Source organism: Umezawaea endophytica (assembly GCF_025061645.1).
GTDB lineage: Bacteria > Actinomycetota > Actinomycetes > Mycobacteriales > Pseudonocardiaceae > Umezawaea > Umezawaea endophytica.
Genome location: NZ_JANYMP010000012.1, coordinates 77,089 through 95,115, shown reverse-complemented (window position 1 = coordinate 95,115; position 18,027 = coordinate 77,089). Strand labels below are relative to the sequence as shown.

The window sequence follows — 18,027 nt, the reverse complement described above, 5'->3', positions numbered from 1 at the left end:
CAGGACCAACCTGCCCAGGTCGTCTCAGCGGGAACCCCACCCGATCCCCTCGACGGAAATGGCGTAGTCCTTCGGGGGTAGCCGGCCTTCTACTTTCGGTGGTTGTGGCGGACCTCACCTCAGCGATGAGCTAGGGGCTCGCACATTCTGAGGGGGATCAATGCGAAGAGCACCACTGCTGGTGATCGCGCTGATCGGGGCGCTGGTCGGCGGAAGCCTGCCCGCACAGGCGCGGGAAGCGCGGGAAGCACCGGTTCCGGACAGGTACCTGGCGCAGCACATCAACTGGAAACCCTGCTTCGACGCGCAGAACCCGCCGGAGGGACTGCCTCCCGGCGGGGAACGGCTGGAGTGCGGCACCTACCTGGCGCCGCAGGACTGGCGGCGGACGACGCAGGGCAAGGACATCACCATCGCCGTGAGCCGGTTACGACCGGCAACCGGCACAGCCAGGGGAAGCGTCCTGACCAACCCCGGCGGACCAGGCGGTCCAGGCCGAACCTTCCCACTCCTCTTCCTGAGCCAACCAAAACTCCTGGCCGACCAGGAAATCATCGGGATCGACGTCCGAGGCACGGGTGACAGCACCAACGTGACCTGCGGCGGTTACGACTGGGTCGGCATCACCGACCCCCGCGACCGCAGCCGGGACAACCTGAAACTCCTGTTCAACGCCGCCGAGCAGCAGGCACGGGCCTGCCAGACCAGTTCCGGCGAGTTCGGCGAGGTCGTCAACACCGAGCAGACCGTTCGAGACCTCGACCTCCTGCGCCACCTGCTGGGCCGAGACAAGATCAACTGGATCGGCTACTCCGGCGGGAGCTGGATGGGCGCCTACTACGCCACCTACTTCCCCAACCGCGTGGGCAAGTTCGTGATCGACTCGAACACCGAGTTCACCTCGACGTTCCAGACGATCTTCGGCGCCTTCGGCTACGCCTTCGAACGCCGCTTCCGCACCGACTTCCTGCCGTGGGTGGCGAAGTACGACTCGCTCTACCACCTCGGCACGACCGCAGAAGCCGTCCGGCGCAACTACGAGGACGTCCGCGCCAAGCTGTCCGCCAACCCGCTGCCGCTACCGGACGGCTCACTGCTCACGCCGATCCTGTTCGACCTGTTCCTGTTCCGGGCGCAGTACTCCAAGTACAACTTCCAGCCCGCCGCCGAGCAGTTCTCGCAGCTCAGGCAGATCGTGGTGAACGGGCAGGAATCGGTCGCCTCGCTCGGCCGGTTCGCCGACGCGTCCAACGGCACCCTGCACGCGGTCATCTGCAACGACACGCCGTTCCGCGGTGGCCGCGACTACCTCGTCCGGGAATCCGCCCGGCAGGGCGCGCTGTACCCGCTGATCGGCTGGTACGTCATCGCCGCGCCGTGCGCGTTCTGGGACCGGCCGCCGTTGCAGCTCAAGACGCCCACCGGGCGCGGAGTGCCACCCATCCTGATGGTGCAGTCCGTCCGCGACCCGGCCACCCCGCTGGAGGGCGCGCAGCGGGCCCACGCGAAGTTCGCGGGCTCACGGCTGCTGACCGTCACCGACGAGGGCGACCACGGCATCTACGCGTTCGGCAACACCTGCGTGGACGACGTCGTCGAGTCGTTCATCGTCGACGACGTAGTCCCCGGCCGTGACCTCTCCTGCGCCGGGATACCACTGCCGGAACCCGCCTCCGGCCTGTCGACGCAGTCCGCGCACGCGGTCGGCAACCCGTTGCAGAAGTACGCGGGCCTGCTGGAGTAAACGGAAGGTGGGGACCCCGACCACCGGGGTCCCCACCTCCCCCTAGTGGCAGTGGTGCACAGCCCACTCCGGCTCCCCGTGCCACCAGAACAAATCCGGATCAGCACTCGGGTAGTCGGCACCAACACGCCCCACACCCTGCACCGCCGGAGCGACCGACGCCGTGAACGGCCCAGCCAGATCAGCCACCCGGTGCACCACACCACCCGCCACGACGACCTCGACCGCCGCCGCGGCCTTGATGTCCACGAGCGGGTTCCCGCGCACGGCGATGAGGTCCGCGAGCCTCCCCTGCTCAACGGTCCCCAACTGGTCGGCGAGACCGAGCCAACGAGCCGGGTTGCGGGTCGCGGTCGTGAGCGCCTCGTACGGCGTGAACCCGTGGCGGACCATCGCCCGCAGGTTCTGGTGCAGGCTCAGCGCCACGTCGTCCAGCGGGGCGTCGGTACCGGAGATGACGAGGCCACCACCGCGGTGGACGGCCAGCAGCATCGCCACCCAGCCGGGCAGGGCGGCGTGGGACAACTGGTTGGCCGGGGTGTCCTTCGCGGCGTCCGCGACCTTCTGCACGAACCGCGCGTACTCCCACGGCGGCAGCAGCGCCTCGGTGCGCGGGTCGTCCAGCAGCGAGTGGTCGTCGGCGTAGAGGATCGCGGAGTGGAACAGGGTCGGCGTGACCGACATGCCCGACGCGGCGAACAGGCCGGTCACGTCCTGGTAGCTGCGGCCCAGCCTGCTGGTGGTGTGCGAGTAGCCGAGCCGGTTCGTGGCGCCGACGTGCTCCATGCCGTCCATGCCGACGTTGACCGCCGGGTACAGGTAGTGCGAGCTGAGCGGCATCCCCTTGCGGTGGGCCAGTTCCACGACCTTCCGCTGCGACGCCACCGGCAGCCGGACGTAGGTCTTGATCATGTCGTAGTCGAGTTCGACGGCCCGTGACAGCTCCAGCGCCAACTGGTCCTCGCCGCGGGTGGGGCGCATGAAGTTGTAGTAGACCCGGCCGCCGTCCACGGCCTCGCCGGTGGCGAAGTACCGGGGACCGACGCGGGCGCCCGAGTCGAGCGCCTCCCTGGTCTCCAGCATCTGGTACGCCGGATCACCCGGTGAGCGCGTGGTCGTGATGCCGTAGGACAGCCACAGCCTGCCCTGGCGGTCGCCCCACTGCCGTCCGCGCAGGTGCCAGTGGTTGTGCGCGTCGATCAGGCCGGGCATCACCGTGAGCCCGGAGGCGTCCACGACGGACAGCCCGGACCAGTTCCGCCGGTCGTGCAGGCCCGCGATCCGGTCGCCGTCGAGCAGCACGTCGACGTTGCGCCGCAGCGACTGGCTCTTGCCGTCCCAGAGCGCTCCGGCGCGCACGACGGAACGGCCGCTCGGCCGGGACCGGGTCCACGTCAGCGGCAGTTCGACGGTCCTGGCCCGGCCGCCGTCGACGCCGATCAGCTTCAACCGGCCGTTGTTCAGGTACAGCAGCGTCTTCGAGTCGCCGCTCCACGACGGCGCGTCGCTCGCCTCGTGGGTGAGCTGCCTCGGCTCGCCGGTGAACACCCCGCGCGCGTCGACGGGCACGACCCACACGACGCTCTCCACGACGAACGCGAGCCACCTGCCGTCCGGCGACCACACCGGGCCGTCGTCACCCCTGGTGGACAGCGACCGGTACGGCATCGGCTCGGTGTAGCGGACGACGCCGTCGTCCAGCCCGACCGTGAGGACCTGGCTGGTGCCCTCGCGGAACCGCCTGCTGAACGGCTTCACCGCCGCCAGCGCGATGGTCTTCCCGTCCGGCGACCAGGTGGGGCGGCCGGGCTGGAACAGGGCCGGGAGCAGCCGGGACGCCGTGCCGGACGCGACGTCGAACACCCAGGTGGCGCCGTCGGCGTCCTGGTAGGCGATCCGCGAGCCGTCCGGCGACCAGCGGGGCGTGATCTGCGCGCCGGGAAGGGTCGTCAGGCGCGCCTGCTCGCCGGTCGCGAGGTCGTGCCGCCACAGCGCCGCCGTGCCGCTCCGGTCGCTCGCGTAGACCAGCGACCCGCCGTCGGGGTGCCAGTCGGGGTCGGAGTTGAAGAACCCGTCGTCGACGAGCGCGCGCGGCCGTCCACCGACGGGCAGCAGCCACAGGGCGTTGAGCGCGCGGAACGCGACCGACTTCCCGTCCGGCGAGAGCACCGGGCCCGCGATCCCCTTCACCGGCTGCGAGGCGCGCGCCGACACGTTCCGCTTCGCACGCCGGTTCACGTGCCGCCGGTGGTCGACGGTCGCGTCGAACGGCACCGAGGACTTGGTGCCGCCCGCGAGGTCGCGGGTGCGCAGGCCGCCGTCGGCGGTGTAGAGGATCGTGCCCGCGCCGGCCCACGCGACCGGGAAGCCGAACAGGTCCTCGCCCTTCGTCACGACCCGACCGTCGACGACGATCTCCGTCACGGCCCCGCGCAGCGTGGTGTAGCTCAGCCCGCCGCCCGGCGCGTGGCCCGGCCCGAACAGGCGGGTGTCCGCGACCGGCTCGACCAGCCGCCGCCTGCCGCCCGAGAGGTCGACGGCGTCGATCGCGGTCCCGTCGACCGTGCACACGAGCGCGGTGCCGTCCGGCGACCAGTTCGGCTCGGCCTCGTCGAGGTCGGTGCTGGTCACCCTGGTCTGCTGCCCGGTGCGCAGGTCGAGCACCCACAGGTCGTAGCTGCCGCCCGCGTCACCGCTGAACGCGATCCGCCTGCCGTCCGGGGAGAACCGGGGCTCGCGGTGGTCGTTGAGGCCGGTGGTCAACTGCCGGGGGGTGCCGCCGTCGACGCCGATGGTCCACAGGTGGTAGTTGCCGTCCCGGTAGGACTGGAACACGAGCGACTTCGAGTCCGGCGAGAAGTGCGGCCGGGTGGCGTCCTGGTCGTCACCGGTGAGCCTGCGCGCCCGGCCGCCACCGGCGGGCAGCACCCAGATCGCGGTGTACAGGTCGATCGCGATCAGCTTGCCGTCCGGCGACAGCGTGGCCGAGATGCCGGTGCCCTCTCGGGCCGTGAACCGCTGCCCGCCCGCCTCCGACAGTTCCTCGTCCGCCGACGCGGCGGTCGGTGTGCCCACGATCGCGGCCCCGCCGAGCACGGCCGCGCCGCGGAACAGGCCGCGGCGGCTCAGCTTCGTCTGATCAGAGTCCATGCCAGTCCCCCGAGGATGAGCGACGATGATCCTCCGCCACCGTACCCAGGTTGACGTGTCACTCGGACTGTTTTCCTCCTACAGTGGCGAGTGCGAGCCGTTGTCCCTGCGCCGCGCCGCGTACACGCCCGCCTCCGTGCGGCGGTCGAACCCCAGCTTGTGCAGCAACGACGACACGTAGTTCTTCACCGTCTTCTCCGCCAGGTACAGCCGGTGCGCGATCTGCCGGTTCGTCAGGCCCTCGGCGATCAGGTCCAGGATCCGCCGCTCCTGCGGGCTCAGCGTCGCGTACCTCGGGTCCTCCTCCGGCCCGCTGCGCAGCCGTTGCAGCACGGTCGCCGTCACGCCCGCGTGCAGCAGCGACCCGCCCGCGGCCAGCGTGCGGACGGCGGCGACGAGGTCGTTGCCGGACACCTGCTTGAGCATGTACCCGGCCGCGCCCGCCATGATCGCGCCGAACAGCGCCTCGTCGTCGGAGTACGAGGTGAGCATCAGGCACGCGGGCGGCGGCTGCGTGGACGACCGGATCTCCCGGCACACCGTCACGCCGTTGCCGTCCGGCAGCCGCACGTCGATGATCACCACGTCCGGCTTCAGCACCGGGGCCGCGGCCACCGCCGCCGCGGCCGTGTCCGCCTCGCCCACCACGGTCACGTCCGCCTCGACCGCCAGCAGTTGTTGCAGACCGCGGCGCACGATCTCGTGATCGTCCACCAGCAGCACGGTGATCGCCATCCCCGCCTCCTCAGCCGAAGTCGTAGTGCTGGACCAGGGGAACCGACCAGACCACGGACACGCCCCGCCCCGATTCGGAGTCGACCGCGCACCGCCCGGACCACCGGTCGGCTCGCGCGGACATGTTGACCAGTCCACCGCTGTGCCGGACCTGGCGCTCGGGCAGGCCCTTCCCGTTGTCGCGCACGACCAGCTCCACCGACGTGGCCGCACGGTCCACCGTGACCGAGACCGAGACGGTCGTCGCGCCCGCGTGCCTGGCGGCGTTGGCCAGCGCCTCCCGCAGGCTCGCCAGCAGGTCCGGCCGAACCGGGTCCGGCACGACCGAGTCGAGCGGCCCGTCCAGCGCCACCGTCGGCTCGAACCCCAGCAGCCGCGCCGATTCCCGCACCTCCCGCAGTAGCTGCCCGCGCAGGCTGACACCGCCGCTGGGCGGCTCGTGCAGGGAGAAGATGGTCCGCCGGATCTCGCGGATGGTGTGGTCGACCTCCTCGATGAACCCGGCCAGCCTGGCCGCGACCACCGGCTGGTCCACCGAGCCGTTGAGGCCCTGCAACCCCAGTCCCAGCCCGAACAGCCGCTGGATCACCAGGTCGTGCAGGTCGCGCGCGATGCGGTCGCGGTCCTCCAGGATCGCCAGCCGCCTGCTGTCCTCCTGCGCGCGGGTGAACTCCAGCACCAGCGCCGCCTGCGAGGCGAACGACTCCACCAGCTCCACGTCGGCGGCGTCGAACGGGTGGTGCCCGCGCGGCCGGGCCACCATCAGGACGCCGAGCACCCGCTCACCCGCGGCCATCGGCACCAGCACGATCGGGCCGATCCGGCCGAAGTCCTCGACCAGGCCGGGGTTGACGCCCTCCGGCCACAGCCCGACCTGCACCAGGTTGTCCATCACCTTCGGCTTGCCGTTGGTGAAGACCTCCCACGAGGACGCCGTGTCGGGCACGGTGAAGCCCTTCGCGTGGCGGCCGAGGATCCCGTCGACGACCTCCAGCACCAGTTCGCCCCGGTTGTCCGGCAGGACGAGCGCGGCCACGATCCCGTCCGCCGCGCCACGGGCCTGCGCGGCCACCTGGCTGAGCGCGTCCCGCCCGGAGATGCCGCTGAGCAGCGCGAGCGTGACCTCGTTCGACGCGCGGTGCCACACCTCGCGCTGCCGGGTCTGCTCGTAGAGGCGGGCGTTCTCGATGGCGATGCCCGCCGCCGCGGCGACCGTCGTGACGATCTCGGTGTCCACCTCGGTGAACTCGCCGCCGTCCTCCTTGTCGGTCAGGTACAGGTTGCCGAAGACCTGCCCGCGCACGTGCACCGGGAGGTAGAGGTAGGTGCCGACTGGGCCCGCGTCGGAGCAGGTCGAGTCGAGTTGGGGCCGCACCCGCGGCAGCGCGTCGCGGTCCGCGCCCTCGTCGCCGTCGGAGCCGACGTAGGTGAACTCCAGCAGGCGGCGATTGGGGCTGACGACGGTGAGCGCTCCGTACCGCGCGCCGACCAGGCTGCACGAGGACTCGACCACGCGCCGCAGCACGTCCGGGAGGGACAGATCGCTCGCCAAGGAGACGACCGCGCTGAGCAGCAGGTGCAGCCGTTCCTGCGAGACCAACGCCTCCGTGGTGCGTTCGGTCAGCTTGCGCAGGAGGCCGTCCAGTCGCAGTGCGTGCGCGTGCGATCCGCCCGAACTGACCACGTGACCCATCCCTTTCGTGGGGACGGGAACGAGAGTAACTCCTCTCCGTAGTCAGCGGGAGTGCCACACCCGTGTCCACCCCGCTGAAACCTGGAAGTCAGCCCAGGCGGGGCATCGGTATTCGGGTACCGGTCACCATCTCGATCGTGATGACGAGGTAACGGTCAGTGGTGCCCTCACCTCGGGACGGCAGCCGCAGATCGGCCAGCCTCCTCAGCCACCGCGCGTCACGAACCTCGTGCGCGTGGCCGACGACGGTGACGGTCCAGCCCTCGCGGAGGTCGTGCGCGATGTTGTCGATCTCGAACGCCACGATGGCGTCACCGGCCGCCAGCGCCGGGCTGCCCTCGGCCAGCCGCACGACCACGCCCTCGTCGTGCAGGACGTACGCCACGGGCTGCACGGCGGGCAGCGCCCGGTCGGTGAACACCAGCCTGCCGATGGCCACCGAGGCGAGGAGCCCGAGGCAGTCCTGCCGGGAGAGCACTTCCAAGCCTGCGGAATCCACGTCCGCGGAATCCACTATCGGCACCTCTCTCGGGGCTGGGCTCGAACCCCCAACGGTCGGCCGTTCACCCGACCGTTGCCTAGAGTCGGAAGGCCTGCCCTACGTTTGCAGCCCCTCGATCAGGTGATCGGCGGCGCCGTAGGGATCAAGTTCTCCGATGGCGACGCGCTTCGCGAGCTGCTCCAGCGCGGCCCCGCCGCGCAGGTCGCCGATGCGGGACCGGAGCTGGGCGACGGCGATGGCCTCGACCTCGCTCGCCGCCCGGTGGGCCCGCCTGCGCTCCAGCTCACCGTGCTCGGTCATCCACGCGTGGTGCGCGTCGACGGCCTCCACCAGCTCGGTGACGCCCTCTCCCCTGGCGGCGACGGTCTTCACGATCGGGGGCCGCCACGACGGCCCTTCGCGGTCGCGCCTGCCCAGCGAGATCATGTACTTGAGGTCGCGCGCGGTCGCGTCGGCGCCGTCGCGGTCGGCCTTGTTCACCACGAACACGTCCGCGACCTCCAGGATGCCCGCCTTCGCGGCCTGGATGCCGTCGCCCATGCCGGGCGCGAGCAGCACCAGCGTGCTGTCCGCGAGCGACACGACCTCGACCTCGGACTGGCCGACGCCGACGGTCTCGACCAGCACGACGTCGAACCCGGCCGCGTCCAGCACGCGCAGCGCCTGCGGCGTGGCCCACGACAGGCCGCCGAGGTGACCGCGGGTGGCCATCGAGCGGATGAAGACGCCGGGGTCGGTGGCGTGCTCCTGCATCCGCACCCGGTCGCCGAGCAGCGCGCCGCCGGAGAACGGCGACGACGGGTCGACCGCGAGCACGCCGACCCGTTTGCCCTGCTCGCGGAACGCCGACACCAGCACGGACGTCGACGTCGACTTGCCGACGCCCGGCGGACCGGTCAGGCCGATCACGCGGGCCCGGCCGGTCAGCGGCGCCAGCACCTCGGCGACCTCGCGCAGGTGTGGACTCGCGTCCTCGACCAGCGAGATCAGCCTGGCGACCGCGCGGGGCTGACCGTCCCGCGCGCGGTCGACCAGGTCGGATACCTCAACAGTCCGCGTCACACGTCAGACCTTAGGGACCCGCACGATGAGGGCGTCGCCCTGACCGCCGCCACCGCACAGCGCCGCCGCGCCGACACCGCCGCCGCGGCGCTGGAGCTCCAGCGCGAGGTGCAGCGCGATGCGGGCGCCGGACATGCCGATCGGGTGGCCGAGCGCGATGGCGCCGCCGTTCACGTTGACCTTGTCCTCCGACACGCCGAGCTGCCGGGCCGACACGATGCCGACGGCGGCGAAGGCCTCGTTGATCTCGATCAGGTCGAGGTCGGAGGGGTCGATGCCCTCCTTGGCGCAGGCGGCCTTGATCGCGTTCGCGGGCTGCTCGTGCAGGCTCGCGTCCGGACCGGCCACGACGCCGTGCGCGCCGATCTCGGCGATCCAGGCCAGGCCCAGCTCCTCGGCCTTGGCCTTGCTCATCACGACCACGGCCGCCGCGCCGTCGGAGATCGGCGAGGCCGAGCCCGCGGTGATCGTGCCGTCCGCGGCGAACGCGGGCCGCAGCTTGCCGAGCGTGTCCACGGTCGTGTCCGGCCGCACGCCCTCGTCCGTGCTGACGACGACCGGGTCGCCCTTGCGCTGCGGGATGCTGACCGGCGCGATCTCCTGCGCGAACAGGCCGTTCTCGATCGCCGCGGCGGCCCGCTGGTGCGAGCGGGCGGCGAACGCGTCCTGCTGCTCGCGGGTCAGCTCGTAGCGGCTGTTGTACTTCTCCGTCGACGCGCCCATGGCGACCTGGTCGAACGCGCAGAACAGGCCGTCGTTGGCCATGTGGTCGATCATCGTCACGTCGCCGTACTTGAAGCCGCCGCGCGACTTCTGGAGCAGGTGGGGCGCCTGGGTCATCGACTCCTGGCCGCCTGCCACGACGACGTCGAACTCGCCCGCGCGGATCAACTGGTCGGCGAGCGCGATGGCGTCCACGCCCGACAGGCACACCTTGTTGATCGTCAGCGCGGGCACGGACATCGGGATGCCACCGGCCACGGCGGCCTGGCGGGCCGGGATCTGGCCAGCCCCGGCCGTCAGCACCTGGCCCATGATCACGTACTGCACCTGGTCGGGGGCGACACCGGCCCGTTCGAGCGCCGCCTTGATCGCGACGCCGCCGAGCTGCGCGCCGGAGAAGTCCTTGAGCTGCCCGAGCAGCCTGCCCATCGGGGTACGGGCACCGGCGACGATGACGGAACCGGACACAACAGCCTCCAGGCGGTGAGCGGACGTTAACTTCGCACGATACCCAGGGTTACCAGGCGGTACGCCCGCGATGTGCCTGTGAGGCGTCGCACAACCGCCCCTGCACCGATTCCGTCACTACGCTGAGCCGATGCAGGAAGCACTCCGCGGTCTCGTCACCGCCATCGACCACGTCGGCATCGCCGTGCCGGACCTCGACGCCGCCATCGCGTTCCACCGCGACAACTTCGGCCTCGAGGTCGCGCACACCGAGGTCAACGAGGAGCAGGGCGTCCGGGAAGCCATGCTGCGCGCCCCCGGCGACGACGGCACCGGCCCGGCCGTCCAACTCCTCGCGCCGCTCAACGAGACGTCGACGATCGCGAAGTTCATCAACCGCTCCGGCCCCGGCCTCCAGCAGCTCGCGTACCGGGTGTCCGATGTGGACGCCGCGGCCGCCGCGCTGCGGGCCAAGGGCCTGCGACTGCTGTACGAGGAGGCCAGGCGCGGCACGTCGGACAGCCGGGTCAACTTCGTGCACCCCAAGGACGCCGGAGGCGTCCTCGTCGAACTGGTGGAACCCGCGAAGGACGCCCACTAACCCCTGCGTTTCCCGACCTACCCGCCCGCGGAGCGACAGAGCCGACCCCCACAGCGGGACCACCCGGCCAACTCGCCCCGCGGGCCGTGGCATCCGCCTCCCTAAGCAAGCGCGCCTGCCACGAAGGCCAGCTCCCGGTCCATCAGGCGGTCGTCGTCCGGGCTGTGGCGCGCCACCGAGTGCCGGTAGCTCACGGCCAGCGCGACCAGCGCGGCGGCGCTGTCGACGTCCTTGTCCGCCACGGCCGGGCCGCCCGCGGCGAGGATGACGTCGCGGACCTGGTCCGCCACGGCGCGGTGGCGTTCGTGCAGTGCGTCGCGGACGTCCGGGTGCGTGTCCGCCTCGCGCCACAGCAGGTGCGAGAGCAGCGGGGACGCGTCGCTCCTGGCGTCCAGCACGGCGACCAGTTCGGCCAGGCTCGACGCGACGTCGCCGTCGACCACGACCTGGCCCAGGTCGACGGCGCCGCTGGGCAGCCGTTGGACGAGCGCGGCCAGCAGGTCGGGTTTGCGGCGGAAGTAGTAATGCACGAGCCCTTTCGGCACGCCCGCCCGTTCGGCGATGCGCGACGTGGGCGTCGCGTCGAACCCCAGTTCGGCGAACAGCTCCTCGGCGGCCACGAGGATGCGTTCCCTGGCCGACCCGTCCTCAGCCACGATCGGCCTCCTCGCACATCAGAGGGCCCACAACCCCGAGGTTGTGGGCCCCAACGATTCCTGCTGTCAGTGCTGGCCCGCCAGCCCCGAGCGCCCCGCGTGGGCGCTGTTCGCCGCCGGGAGGGCGATGGCCCCCGCCGCGACGGTCAGCACGCCGCCGACCCACGACGTCCACGCGGCGCCGGTGAGGTCGGTGTAGCCGATCACGAACGGCGAGATGAACAGCAACACGCCCAGCACCATCTGGAACCACTCGCCGTACACCATCGCGGGCGCCGCGAGCGACGCCAGTCCGTCCGCGGCGATCAGGGCTCCCAGCACGATCATCGCCCACATCGCGCCGTTGGTGGTGTCGACGACGAGCGGGGCCAACAGCACCACGACGCCGAGGACGACTTCCGCCCAGTCCTGCCACCTGGTCCAAGCCTTGTCCATGTCCTTACCTCCGTGTCCTGAGAGGGACACTTCCGATGGTCCGCCTTGATTGGCCGCCCGGTCAACATTCTTTCCGTGCCCTGCCTCACATCGGTCGTTCTGAATCGGTTACTCGTCGGTAACCTCCGGCACCCAGCGCTTTTCGCCCCCCAGCTCGATACTCCTCACATGGGAGGACACGCCGTGCAGAAGATCCTCGACGCGATCCTGGCCGACGAACTCGACGCCATCGAGTCCCTGCCCGTGCCCACGACGTACCGGGGCATCACGGTGCACGAGGACGAGACGGGCATGTTCGAGGGCCTCGCCACGAAGGACAAGGACCCCCGCAAGTCGCTGCACCTCGACGAGGTGCCGACGCCGGAACTCGGTCCCGGCGAGGCGCTCGTCGCGGTGATGGCCAGCGCCATCAACTACAACACCGTGTGGACGTCGATCTTCGAGCCGATGTCGACGTTCGGGTTCCTCAAGCGCTACGGGAAGTCCTCGCCGCTCGCGCTGAAGCACGACCTGCCCTACCACGTGGTCGGCTCCGACCTGGCGGGCGTCGTGCTGCGCACCGGTCCCGGCGTGAACGCGTGGAAGCCCGGCGACCGGGTCGTCGCGCACTGCCTGGACGTGCAACTGGAGCACGCGGACGGGCACAACGACACGATGCTCGACCCGGAGCAGCGGATCTGGGGCTTCGAGACGAACTTCGGCGGGCTCGCCGAGCTGGCGCTGGTGAAGTCCAACCAGCTCATGCCGATGCCCGACCACCTGACGTGGGAGGAAGCCGCGTCGCCCGGCCTGGTCAACTCGACCGCGTACCGGCAGCTCGTGTCCACCAACGGCGCCGCGATGAAGCAGGGCGACACCGTGCTGATCTGGGGCGCGTCCGGCGGACTCGGCTCGTACGCCACGCAGTTCGCGCTCAACGGCGGCGCGACGCCGATCTGCGTCGTGTCCAGCCCGGAGAAGGCGGAGCTGGTCAGGTCCATGGGCGCCGAGCTGATCATCGACCGCAGCGCCGAGGGCTACCGGTTCTGGAAGGACGAGAACGAGCAGGACCCCAAGGAGTGGAAGCGGTTCGGCGCGCGGATCCGCGAGCTGACCGGCGGCGACGACCCGGACATCGTGTTCGAGCACCCCGGCCGCGAGACGTTCGGCGCCAGCGTGTTCGTCGCCAAGCGCGGCGGCACGATCGTCACCTGCGCGTCCACGAGCGGGTTCATGCACCAGTACGACAACCGCTACCTGTGGATGAACCTCAAGCGGATCATCGGCTCGCACTTCGCGAACTACCGCGAGGCCTGGGAGGCGAACCGTTTGGTCGCCAAGGGGAAGATTCACCCCACGGTGTCCAAGGTGTACTCGTTGGCGGACACCGGGCAGGCCGCGCACGACGTCCACCGCAACGCCCACCAGGGCAAGGTCGGCGTGCTGTGCCTGGCTCCGTCCGAAGGACTCGGCGTCCGCGACCACGCCCTGCGGGCAGCACACCTGAGCGGCATCAACCGCTTCCGCGGCGTGTAGGGAAGTCCACAGCGGGGTGCCCCGCGTTCACCACGAACGGGTAGCGTGGGGGGCATGGGCCTCGCCGACGATCGTGACCTCGTCCCGCTGGGATCCGGCTTCGACATCGCCAAGCGGGGGTACGACAAGGGCCAGGTCGAGGACCACCTCGAACGGCTCGACTCGGACCTCCGCCTGCTGGCTGCCGACCGTGACGCCGCGGTGTCCCAGACCAACGACCTCGCGCGCCAGCTCGAAGCCGCTCGGTCCGAGATCGCGGAGATGCGGGGCCAGGTCGAACGGCTCTCCATGCCGCCGACCACGCTGGAAGGCCTGAGCGAACGGTTGCAGCGCATGCTGCGCCTCGCCCAGGAAGAGGCGACCGAGATCAAGTCGCGCGCCGAGGCCGAGGGCGGGCACATCCGCACCAAGGCCGAGGGCGAGGCGGGTGTGCTCCGCACCCGCTACGAGAAGCTGATCGCGGAACTCGACCAGCGGCGCGCCGACCTGGAGGCCGAGCACCGGGGCGTGCTGGAGAAGGCGCGCGCCGACGCCGAGAAGGTCATCGAGGACGCGAAGGCCGCGGCGGCCGTCGTGGTGCAGGAGGCCGAGCAGCGCCGCCTCACCGTCGAGGAGGACTTCGAGATCGCGATGGCCGCGCGCCGGGTCGAGTCGATGAAGACCCTCGCGGAGGCGGAGGCCGCCAGCAAGGCCGAGGCGGACCGCAGGCTGCGAGAGTCGCAGGACGAGGCGAACCGGATCCGCTCGCAGATCTCGCAGGAGCAGGCCGCCAGCAACGCCGAGGCCCAGCGCCTGGTGCGCGAGGCGACCGAGGAGGCGAACCGCAGGCGGCACGACTCCATCAGCGAGGCCACCGCTCGCGTGCAGGAGGCGACGGACGAGTCGAACCGGCGCGTGCGCGAGGCGACCGAGGAGTCGAACCGCCGGGTGTCGGCGGCCACGCAGCAGGTCGACGCGCTGGCCAAGCTGCGCAACGGCCTGGCGCAGCAGCTCCGCAGCGCCCGCACGGCGCTGCACGACATCGCCCCGCTGCTGGAGCCGCTGGAGGTGGAGAAGGAAGCCGCGGCCCCGCACGCGGCCCCGACCGTTCACACCCCGGCGCCTCAGGCTGTCCAGGCGCAGGCTCCCCAGGCTTCGGCGCCTCAGGCGCAGGCCGCCCAGGCTTCGGCCGCGGCGACCACCAAGATCACCGCACCCGTGCCCGCCGACAAGCCGACCCCCGTCGGCGAGACCGTGGACCTGGCGAAACCCGGCCCGGCCCAGAAGGCTCCCGCGGCCAAGCGCTGAGCGTCGTACCCCGGCGCTACCGTCGGGGCATGACGCCACCGGACGAAGTGCACACCGAACGCCTCAGGCTGCGCAGGGTCGTGGCCGAGGACCTGCCGGCGGCGCTGGCGATCATGAGCGACCCCGAGACGAACCACCACAACCCGGACGGCACCCCGACACCGGAGCGGACAGCCGTGCAGTTGGCCGAGTGGCTGCGCCACTGGGCCGAGGACGGCATCGGTTACTGGGCCGTGGAACTGCGCGGCCGGGTCATCGGCTTCGGCGGCCTGCGCACGTACGGCCTGGACGGCGAACCCACCCTCAACCTGTTCTACCGCTTCACACCCGCCCACTGGGGCTTCGGCTACGCCACCGAAATGGCCGACGCGGCGATCACGTGGGCCACCAGCGCCCGCCCCGACCGCCCCGTGGTGATCTTGACGGGCCTGGACAACAAGCCGTCCCAACGCGTAGCGGAAAAACTGGGCTTCGTCCGCACCGGCACCACCGACCACGACACCATGCACGTCTACCGCCGGGTTCACGACTCGACGATCGTCACCTGACGCTTCTCCCACGCCCCGTCCCAGGTGCGCGGCAGCGGCGTGGACACCTCCGGCGCGACGGCCTCCACGATCGCGTTCAGCACCGCGTCCGTCTGCCCCACCATCAGGTGCCGCGCGTTCTCGAACGTGACCACCTCAGCACTGGGCAGATCCGCCCCGAACCGCTCACGCGCTTGAGCGGGCGCCAGGTAGTCGTCGAACTCGGGCACCAGGCAGATGACCGACTTGCCGGACGTCTGCCAGGCACGGAGCTGCTCGGGCGCACTCCAGCGCAACGGCGGGGAGATCAACACGGCGCCTTGGACGGACGGGGCGCACCCGTGCATGAGCGCCAGGTCGGTACCGAACGACCAACCGACCAGCCACACGTTCGGCAAACCGCGCGAGCCGACGAAGTCGAGAGCGGCAGCCACGTCGAACCGCTCACCGACAGCACTGTCGAAGACCCCTTGGCTACGACCGGCTTCACTGGCGGTGCCACGGGTGTTGAACCGGAGAACAGCGACCCCGGCCAGGGCGGGGAGACGCCAGGCAACTTTGCGGTAGAGGTGCGAGTCCATCATCCCGCCGTGGGTGGGGAGGGGGTGGAGGAGGACCAACGTGGCACGCGGCACCTGGTCGACAGGAAGGGCAAGCTCCCCGACCAGGTCCAACCCGTCGGACGTGCGCAACACGACAGCCTCACGAACAGCGGGCAAGACGGTGTTGGCAGTGATCTTCACGACTTCCCCAGCCACAGTCGCTACTCCTTTTCGCCGGGTTGTTGGGTTTTTGTTGTTGTTTTGTTCATGTCGACTTGTTGACTCGCTGACTTGCTGACTTTCTGAGCCACCAGCGAGCTAGCGAACCGGCACACCGCACTAGCTTGCCCGAACACAACAAACAGGACCACCAAGCCTGCGGCCCCCCGGCGAGCCCATTCCCCTCCCCTGCCCCCGATCCCGAGCGCCTTCGTGTTTCGTTTAGCTTGTCAAGGAATCTTTCCCGCCTTGACAAGCTAAACGAAACATTGAAATAATTAGCGAGCGGGGGGAGGCGGGAACCCTGAGAGCTTCCAACGATATCTTTGGCTTTGCGGTGATGCTTGTGGCGACGTTTGCGGCGACTTTGAGCTGCGACGATCCGGTTTTGTCGGTGGCCTGCCGTAGCGTATGTGTCGGGGGGTCCTGCACGATGGGGGACGCCTGTTTTAGGTTTGGTTTGACCTTTGGAGCCTCCCCCCGCTCGCTCAATTGTTTCCATGCCCGCTTTGCTTTGTCAAGGCGGGAAAGATGCCTTGACAAAGCAAAGCGGGCATGAAGGCGCTTGGGATCGGGGGCAAGGGCGGGGTGTGGGCTCGTGCGGGTTCGTGAGGCGGTAACTGTGCCGTCGTGGTCGGGTACTGCTGGGGATGGTGCTGGCTTCTCACGTGGGTTGCGTTGTGGGTGGCCAGGTCAAGTGGAGTGCGGCCAAGGTCAAGGCAAAGGACGGCTGGCGGCCAGGTCCCGTGAAGCGGACAAGCTCAAGTCAGAGCGAACCACCCAGCCGCAAAGCCCCCCAGCCCGGCAAAACCCCCGCCCCGAACAAAGACCGGCTCCTCGGCCAACCCAAGCCGCCACAAGACCAACCCAAACCCCGGCCCGAACAAAGACCGCCCCCGACCAACCCAAAACCCCAGCCCCGAACAAAGACCAGGCCCCCAACCCAAAACCCCACCCCCACCAACCAGGACCCCACCCAGGCCCCCGCCCCTCAATACCCCCTCCGAGGCCTCCGAGTGCGAGACCCCCAGCACCCCTGGTGCCAGTGCCTCCGCTCCTCCACCGACCCGTAATCCGCCGCAGGCCAAGCCACCACGTGCGGCGTCCCAGGCTGGATCTCATGATCACACCCAGGACACCGGTAGTACTTCGTCGTCTGCGCCCCCGCCACGTTCCGCACCAGCCACTCGCCGTCGCTGGCCGACTCGGTCCGGGCCCAGCCGTGGCCGCCGCCCAGTGGTCGGTCGTCGTCCGACGCTGGTCGTTTGGGGTGGTTGCGGCGTGGCACGAGGGACCAGGCTACCGGGGGTGGGGAGAATGGTCTGGTGCCCACCTATGAGTTTCGCTGCAAGGCTTGCGGTTCGACGTTCGACGTCAAGCGGCCGATGAGTGCGTCGTCCGAGCCCGCCGACTGCCCTGAAGGTCACTCCGACACGGTGAAGTTGCTGTCCGTGGTCGGGGTGGCGACGGCCGGTGCCGCGGCGGAGGCGCCGCAGGGTGGCGGGTGTTGTGGTGGAGGGTGTTGCGGTTAGCTCTTGGGTTCCTTCGCCAGCAGCACTTCGGCCAGGTGCTTGCCCTGGTCGCAGATGGTGCCGAACTTGTTCGAGCCGTCGATCACGATGATGCCCAGCCCGCCGCCCGCGTAGTCGAGCACCAGCACGCAGGACGGCTGGACCTCGGTGTCGGTGGTGCGGTCCAGGTAGGTGACCTTGCGGCCGTTGAGGTCGTACTCGCCGGAGTTCTCCTGGAGCGCGACGGGTTTGCCCGCGCGGTACCGGAGGGTGACGCCGACGTCGAGTTCGCCCGCCTTGGTCTGCCACTTGCACGACTGGTCGTAGGTCGGGTCGTAGTCGCGGGCGGTGGGGGCGGCGGTCTTGTCGGTGCCGGTGTACGGGAGGTCCGCCCAGCCCATCAGGCCGCACAGGTTCTTGACCGGGTCGGCCTCGGGGTCGGCCGACGTCGACGTGGGGGGCGAGCCGGAGGTCGACGGGTCGGGGTCGTCGGACGGGTCCACGGAGGGGTCGGTGGACTCGCCGCCCGGTGAGAACGGCGAGTCGATGGTGAGTTCCGGTTCCGCCACTGCCGCGCCGCGTACCGAGTACGCACATCCGCTCGTCAACCCGAGCAACACCACCAAGAGCGAGATCACCGCGCGCCGCATGCCACCACCATGCCAAACGTTGGCGCCC

At 70.3% G+C, this 18,027-nt stretch carries 17 protein-coding genes; 6 read left to right on the top strand and 11 right to left on the bottom strand.

Annotation, left to right across the window (positions count from 1 at the left end; translation table 11 throughout):
- The first annotated feature begins 160 nt into the window (after positions 1-160).
- The gene (locus NZH93_RS24640) at positions 161-1,744 is read left to right on the top strand and encodes an alpha/beta hydrolase (RefSeq protein WP_259625552.1); all 1,584 of its coding nucleotides are present in this window, start codon (positions 161-163) and stop codon (positions 1,742-1,744) included.
- Positions 1,745-1,786: 42 nt separating this feature from the next.
- On the opposite strand, the gene NZH93_RS24635 is transcribed toward NZH93_RS24640, so the two are convergent.
- From NZH93_RS24635 to NZH93_RS24605, 6 genes are all read right to left on the bottom strand, one after another.
- On the bottom strand, positions 1,787-4,894 hold the full coding sequence (locus tag NZH93_RS24635) for an amidohydrolase family protein (RefSeq protein WP_259625551.1): 3,108 nt from the start codon (positions 4,892-4,894) through the stop codon (positions 1,787-1,789).
- A gap of 78 nt (positions 4,895-4,972) precedes the next feature.
- Positions 4,973-5,629 (bottom strand): response regulator, encoded by a 657-nt coding sequence (locus tag NZH93_RS24630; RefSeq protein WP_259625550.1) that lies wholly within the window; start codon positions 5,627-5,629, stop codon positions 4,973-4,975.
- A gap of 10 nt (positions 5,630-5,639) precedes the next feature.
- Entirely contained in the window at positions 5,640-7,313 is a 1,674-nt protein-coding gene (locus NZH93_RS24620; RefSeq protein ID WP_308214236.1) for a GAF domain-containing sensor histidine kinase, read from the bottom strand.
- 97 nt (positions 7,314-7,410) lie between these two features.
- Positions 7,411-7,836, bottom strand: a complete 426-nt coding sequence (locus tag NZH93_RS24615) for a pyridoxamine 5'-phosphate oxidase family protein (RefSeq protein WP_259625549.1) — start codon at positions 7,834-7,836, stop codon at positions 7,411-7,413.
- An 84-nt stretch (positions 7,837-7,920) separates the two neighbouring features.
- Positions 7,921-8,886 (bottom strand): methylmalonyl Co-A mutase-associated GTPase MeaB, encoded by a 966-nt coding sequence (gene meaB / locus NZH93_RS24610; protein ID WP_259625548.1) that lies wholly within the window; start codon positions 8,884-8,886, stop codon positions 7,921-7,923.
- A gap of 3 nt (positions 8,887-8,889) precedes the next feature.
- Positions 8,890-10,077 carry an acetyl-CoA C-acetyltransferase gene (locus NZH93_RS24605; protein ID WP_259625547.1) on the bottom strand — a complete coding sequence of 396 codons (1,188 nt, stop codon included), beginning with the start codon at positions 10,075-10,077 and terminating at the stop codon, positions 8,890-8,892.
- 130 nt (positions 10,078-10,207) lie between these two features.
- Between NZH93_RS24605 and mce the strand changes: the two genes are divergently transcribed.
- Positions 10,208-10,657 (top strand): methylmalonyl-CoA epimerase, encoded by a 450-nt coding sequence (gene mce / locus NZH93_RS24600; RefSeq protein WP_259625546.1) that lies wholly within the window; start codon positions 10,208-10,210, stop codon positions 10,655-10,657.
- A 101-nt stretch (positions 10,658-10,758) separates the two neighbouring features.
- Here mce and NZH93_RS24595 read toward each other — a convergent pair whose 3' ends face one another.
- Both NZH93_RS24595 and NZH93_RS24590 read right to left on the bottom strand, forming a co-directional pair.
- Entirely contained in the window at positions 10,759-11,313 is a 555-nt protein-coding gene (locus NZH93_RS24595; RefSeq protein ID WP_259625545.1) for a TetR/AcrR family transcriptional regulator, read from the bottom strand.
- 66 nt (positions 11,314-11,379) lie between these two features.
- Positions 11,380-11,748, bottom strand: a complete 369-nt coding sequence (locus NZH93_RS24590; protein ID WP_259625544.1) for an SPW repeat protein — start codon at positions 11,746-11,748, stop codon at positions 11,380-11,382.
- Between the two features lie 168 nt (positions 11,749-11,916).
- Between NZH93_RS24590 and ccrA the strand changes: the two genes are divergently transcribed.
- The 3 genes from ccrA to NZH93_RS24575 are packed head-to-tail and all read left to right on the top strand — an operon-like array spanning position 11,917 to position 15,098.
- Positions 11,917-13,263, top strand: a complete 1,347-nt coding sequence (ccrA, locus tag NZH93_RS24585) for a crotonyl-CoA carboxylase/reductase (protein WP_259625543.1) — start codon at positions 11,917-11,919, stop codon at positions 13,261-13,263.
- A 54-nt stretch (positions 13,264-13,317) separates the two neighbouring features.
- Entirely contained in the window at positions 13,318-14,550 is a 1,233-nt protein-coding gene (locus NZH93_RS24580; RefSeq protein ID WP_259625542.1) for a coiled-coil domain-containing protein, read from the top strand.
- Between the two features lie 29 nt (positions 14,551-14,579).
- Positions 14,580-15,098, top strand: a complete 519-nt coding sequence (locus tag NZH93_RS24575) for a GNAT family N-acetyltransferase (protein ID WP_259625541.1) — start codon at positions 14,580-14,582, stop codon at positions 15,096-15,098.
- Here the strand turns inward: NZH93_RS24575 and NZH93_RS24570 are convergent.
- Both NZH93_RS24570 and NZH93_RS24565 read right to left on the bottom strand, forming a co-directional pair.
- Positions 15,074-15,511 carry an alpha/beta hydrolase gene (locus tag NZH93_RS24570; RefSeq protein WP_372506776.1) on the bottom strand — a complete coding sequence of 146 codons (438 nt, stop codon included), beginning with the start codon at positions 15,509-15,511 and terminating at the stop codon, positions 15,074-15,076. The genes NZH93_RS24575 and NZH93_RS24570 overlap by 25 nt on opposite strands.
- A 1,318-nt stretch (positions 15,512-16,829) precedes the next feature.
- Positions 16,830-17,126, bottom strand: coding sequence for an Rv1322 family protein (locus tag NZH93_RS24565; RefSeq protein ID WP_259625540.1), 297 nt, complete (start codon positions 17,124-17,126; stop codon positions 16,830-16,832).
- Between the two features lie 37 nt (positions 17,127-17,163).
- Here NZH93_RS24565 and NZH93_RS24560 point away from each other — a divergent pair, with 37 nt between their 5' ends.
- Positions 17,164-17,370, top strand: a complete 207-nt coding sequence (locus NZH93_RS24560; protein WP_259625539.1) for an FmdB family zinc ribbon protein — start codon at positions 17,164-17,166, stop codon at positions 17,368-17,370.
- On the opposite strand, the gene NZH93_RS24555 is transcribed toward NZH93_RS24560, so the two are convergent.
- Positions 17,367-17,999, bottom strand: a complete 633-nt coding sequence (locus NZH93_RS24555; protein ID WP_259625538.1) for a DUF3558 family protein — start codon at positions 17,997-17,999, stop codon at positions 17,367-17,369. The genes NZH93_RS24560 and NZH93_RS24555 overlap by 4 nt on opposite strands.
- Positions 18,000-18,027: the final 28 nt, after the last annotated feature.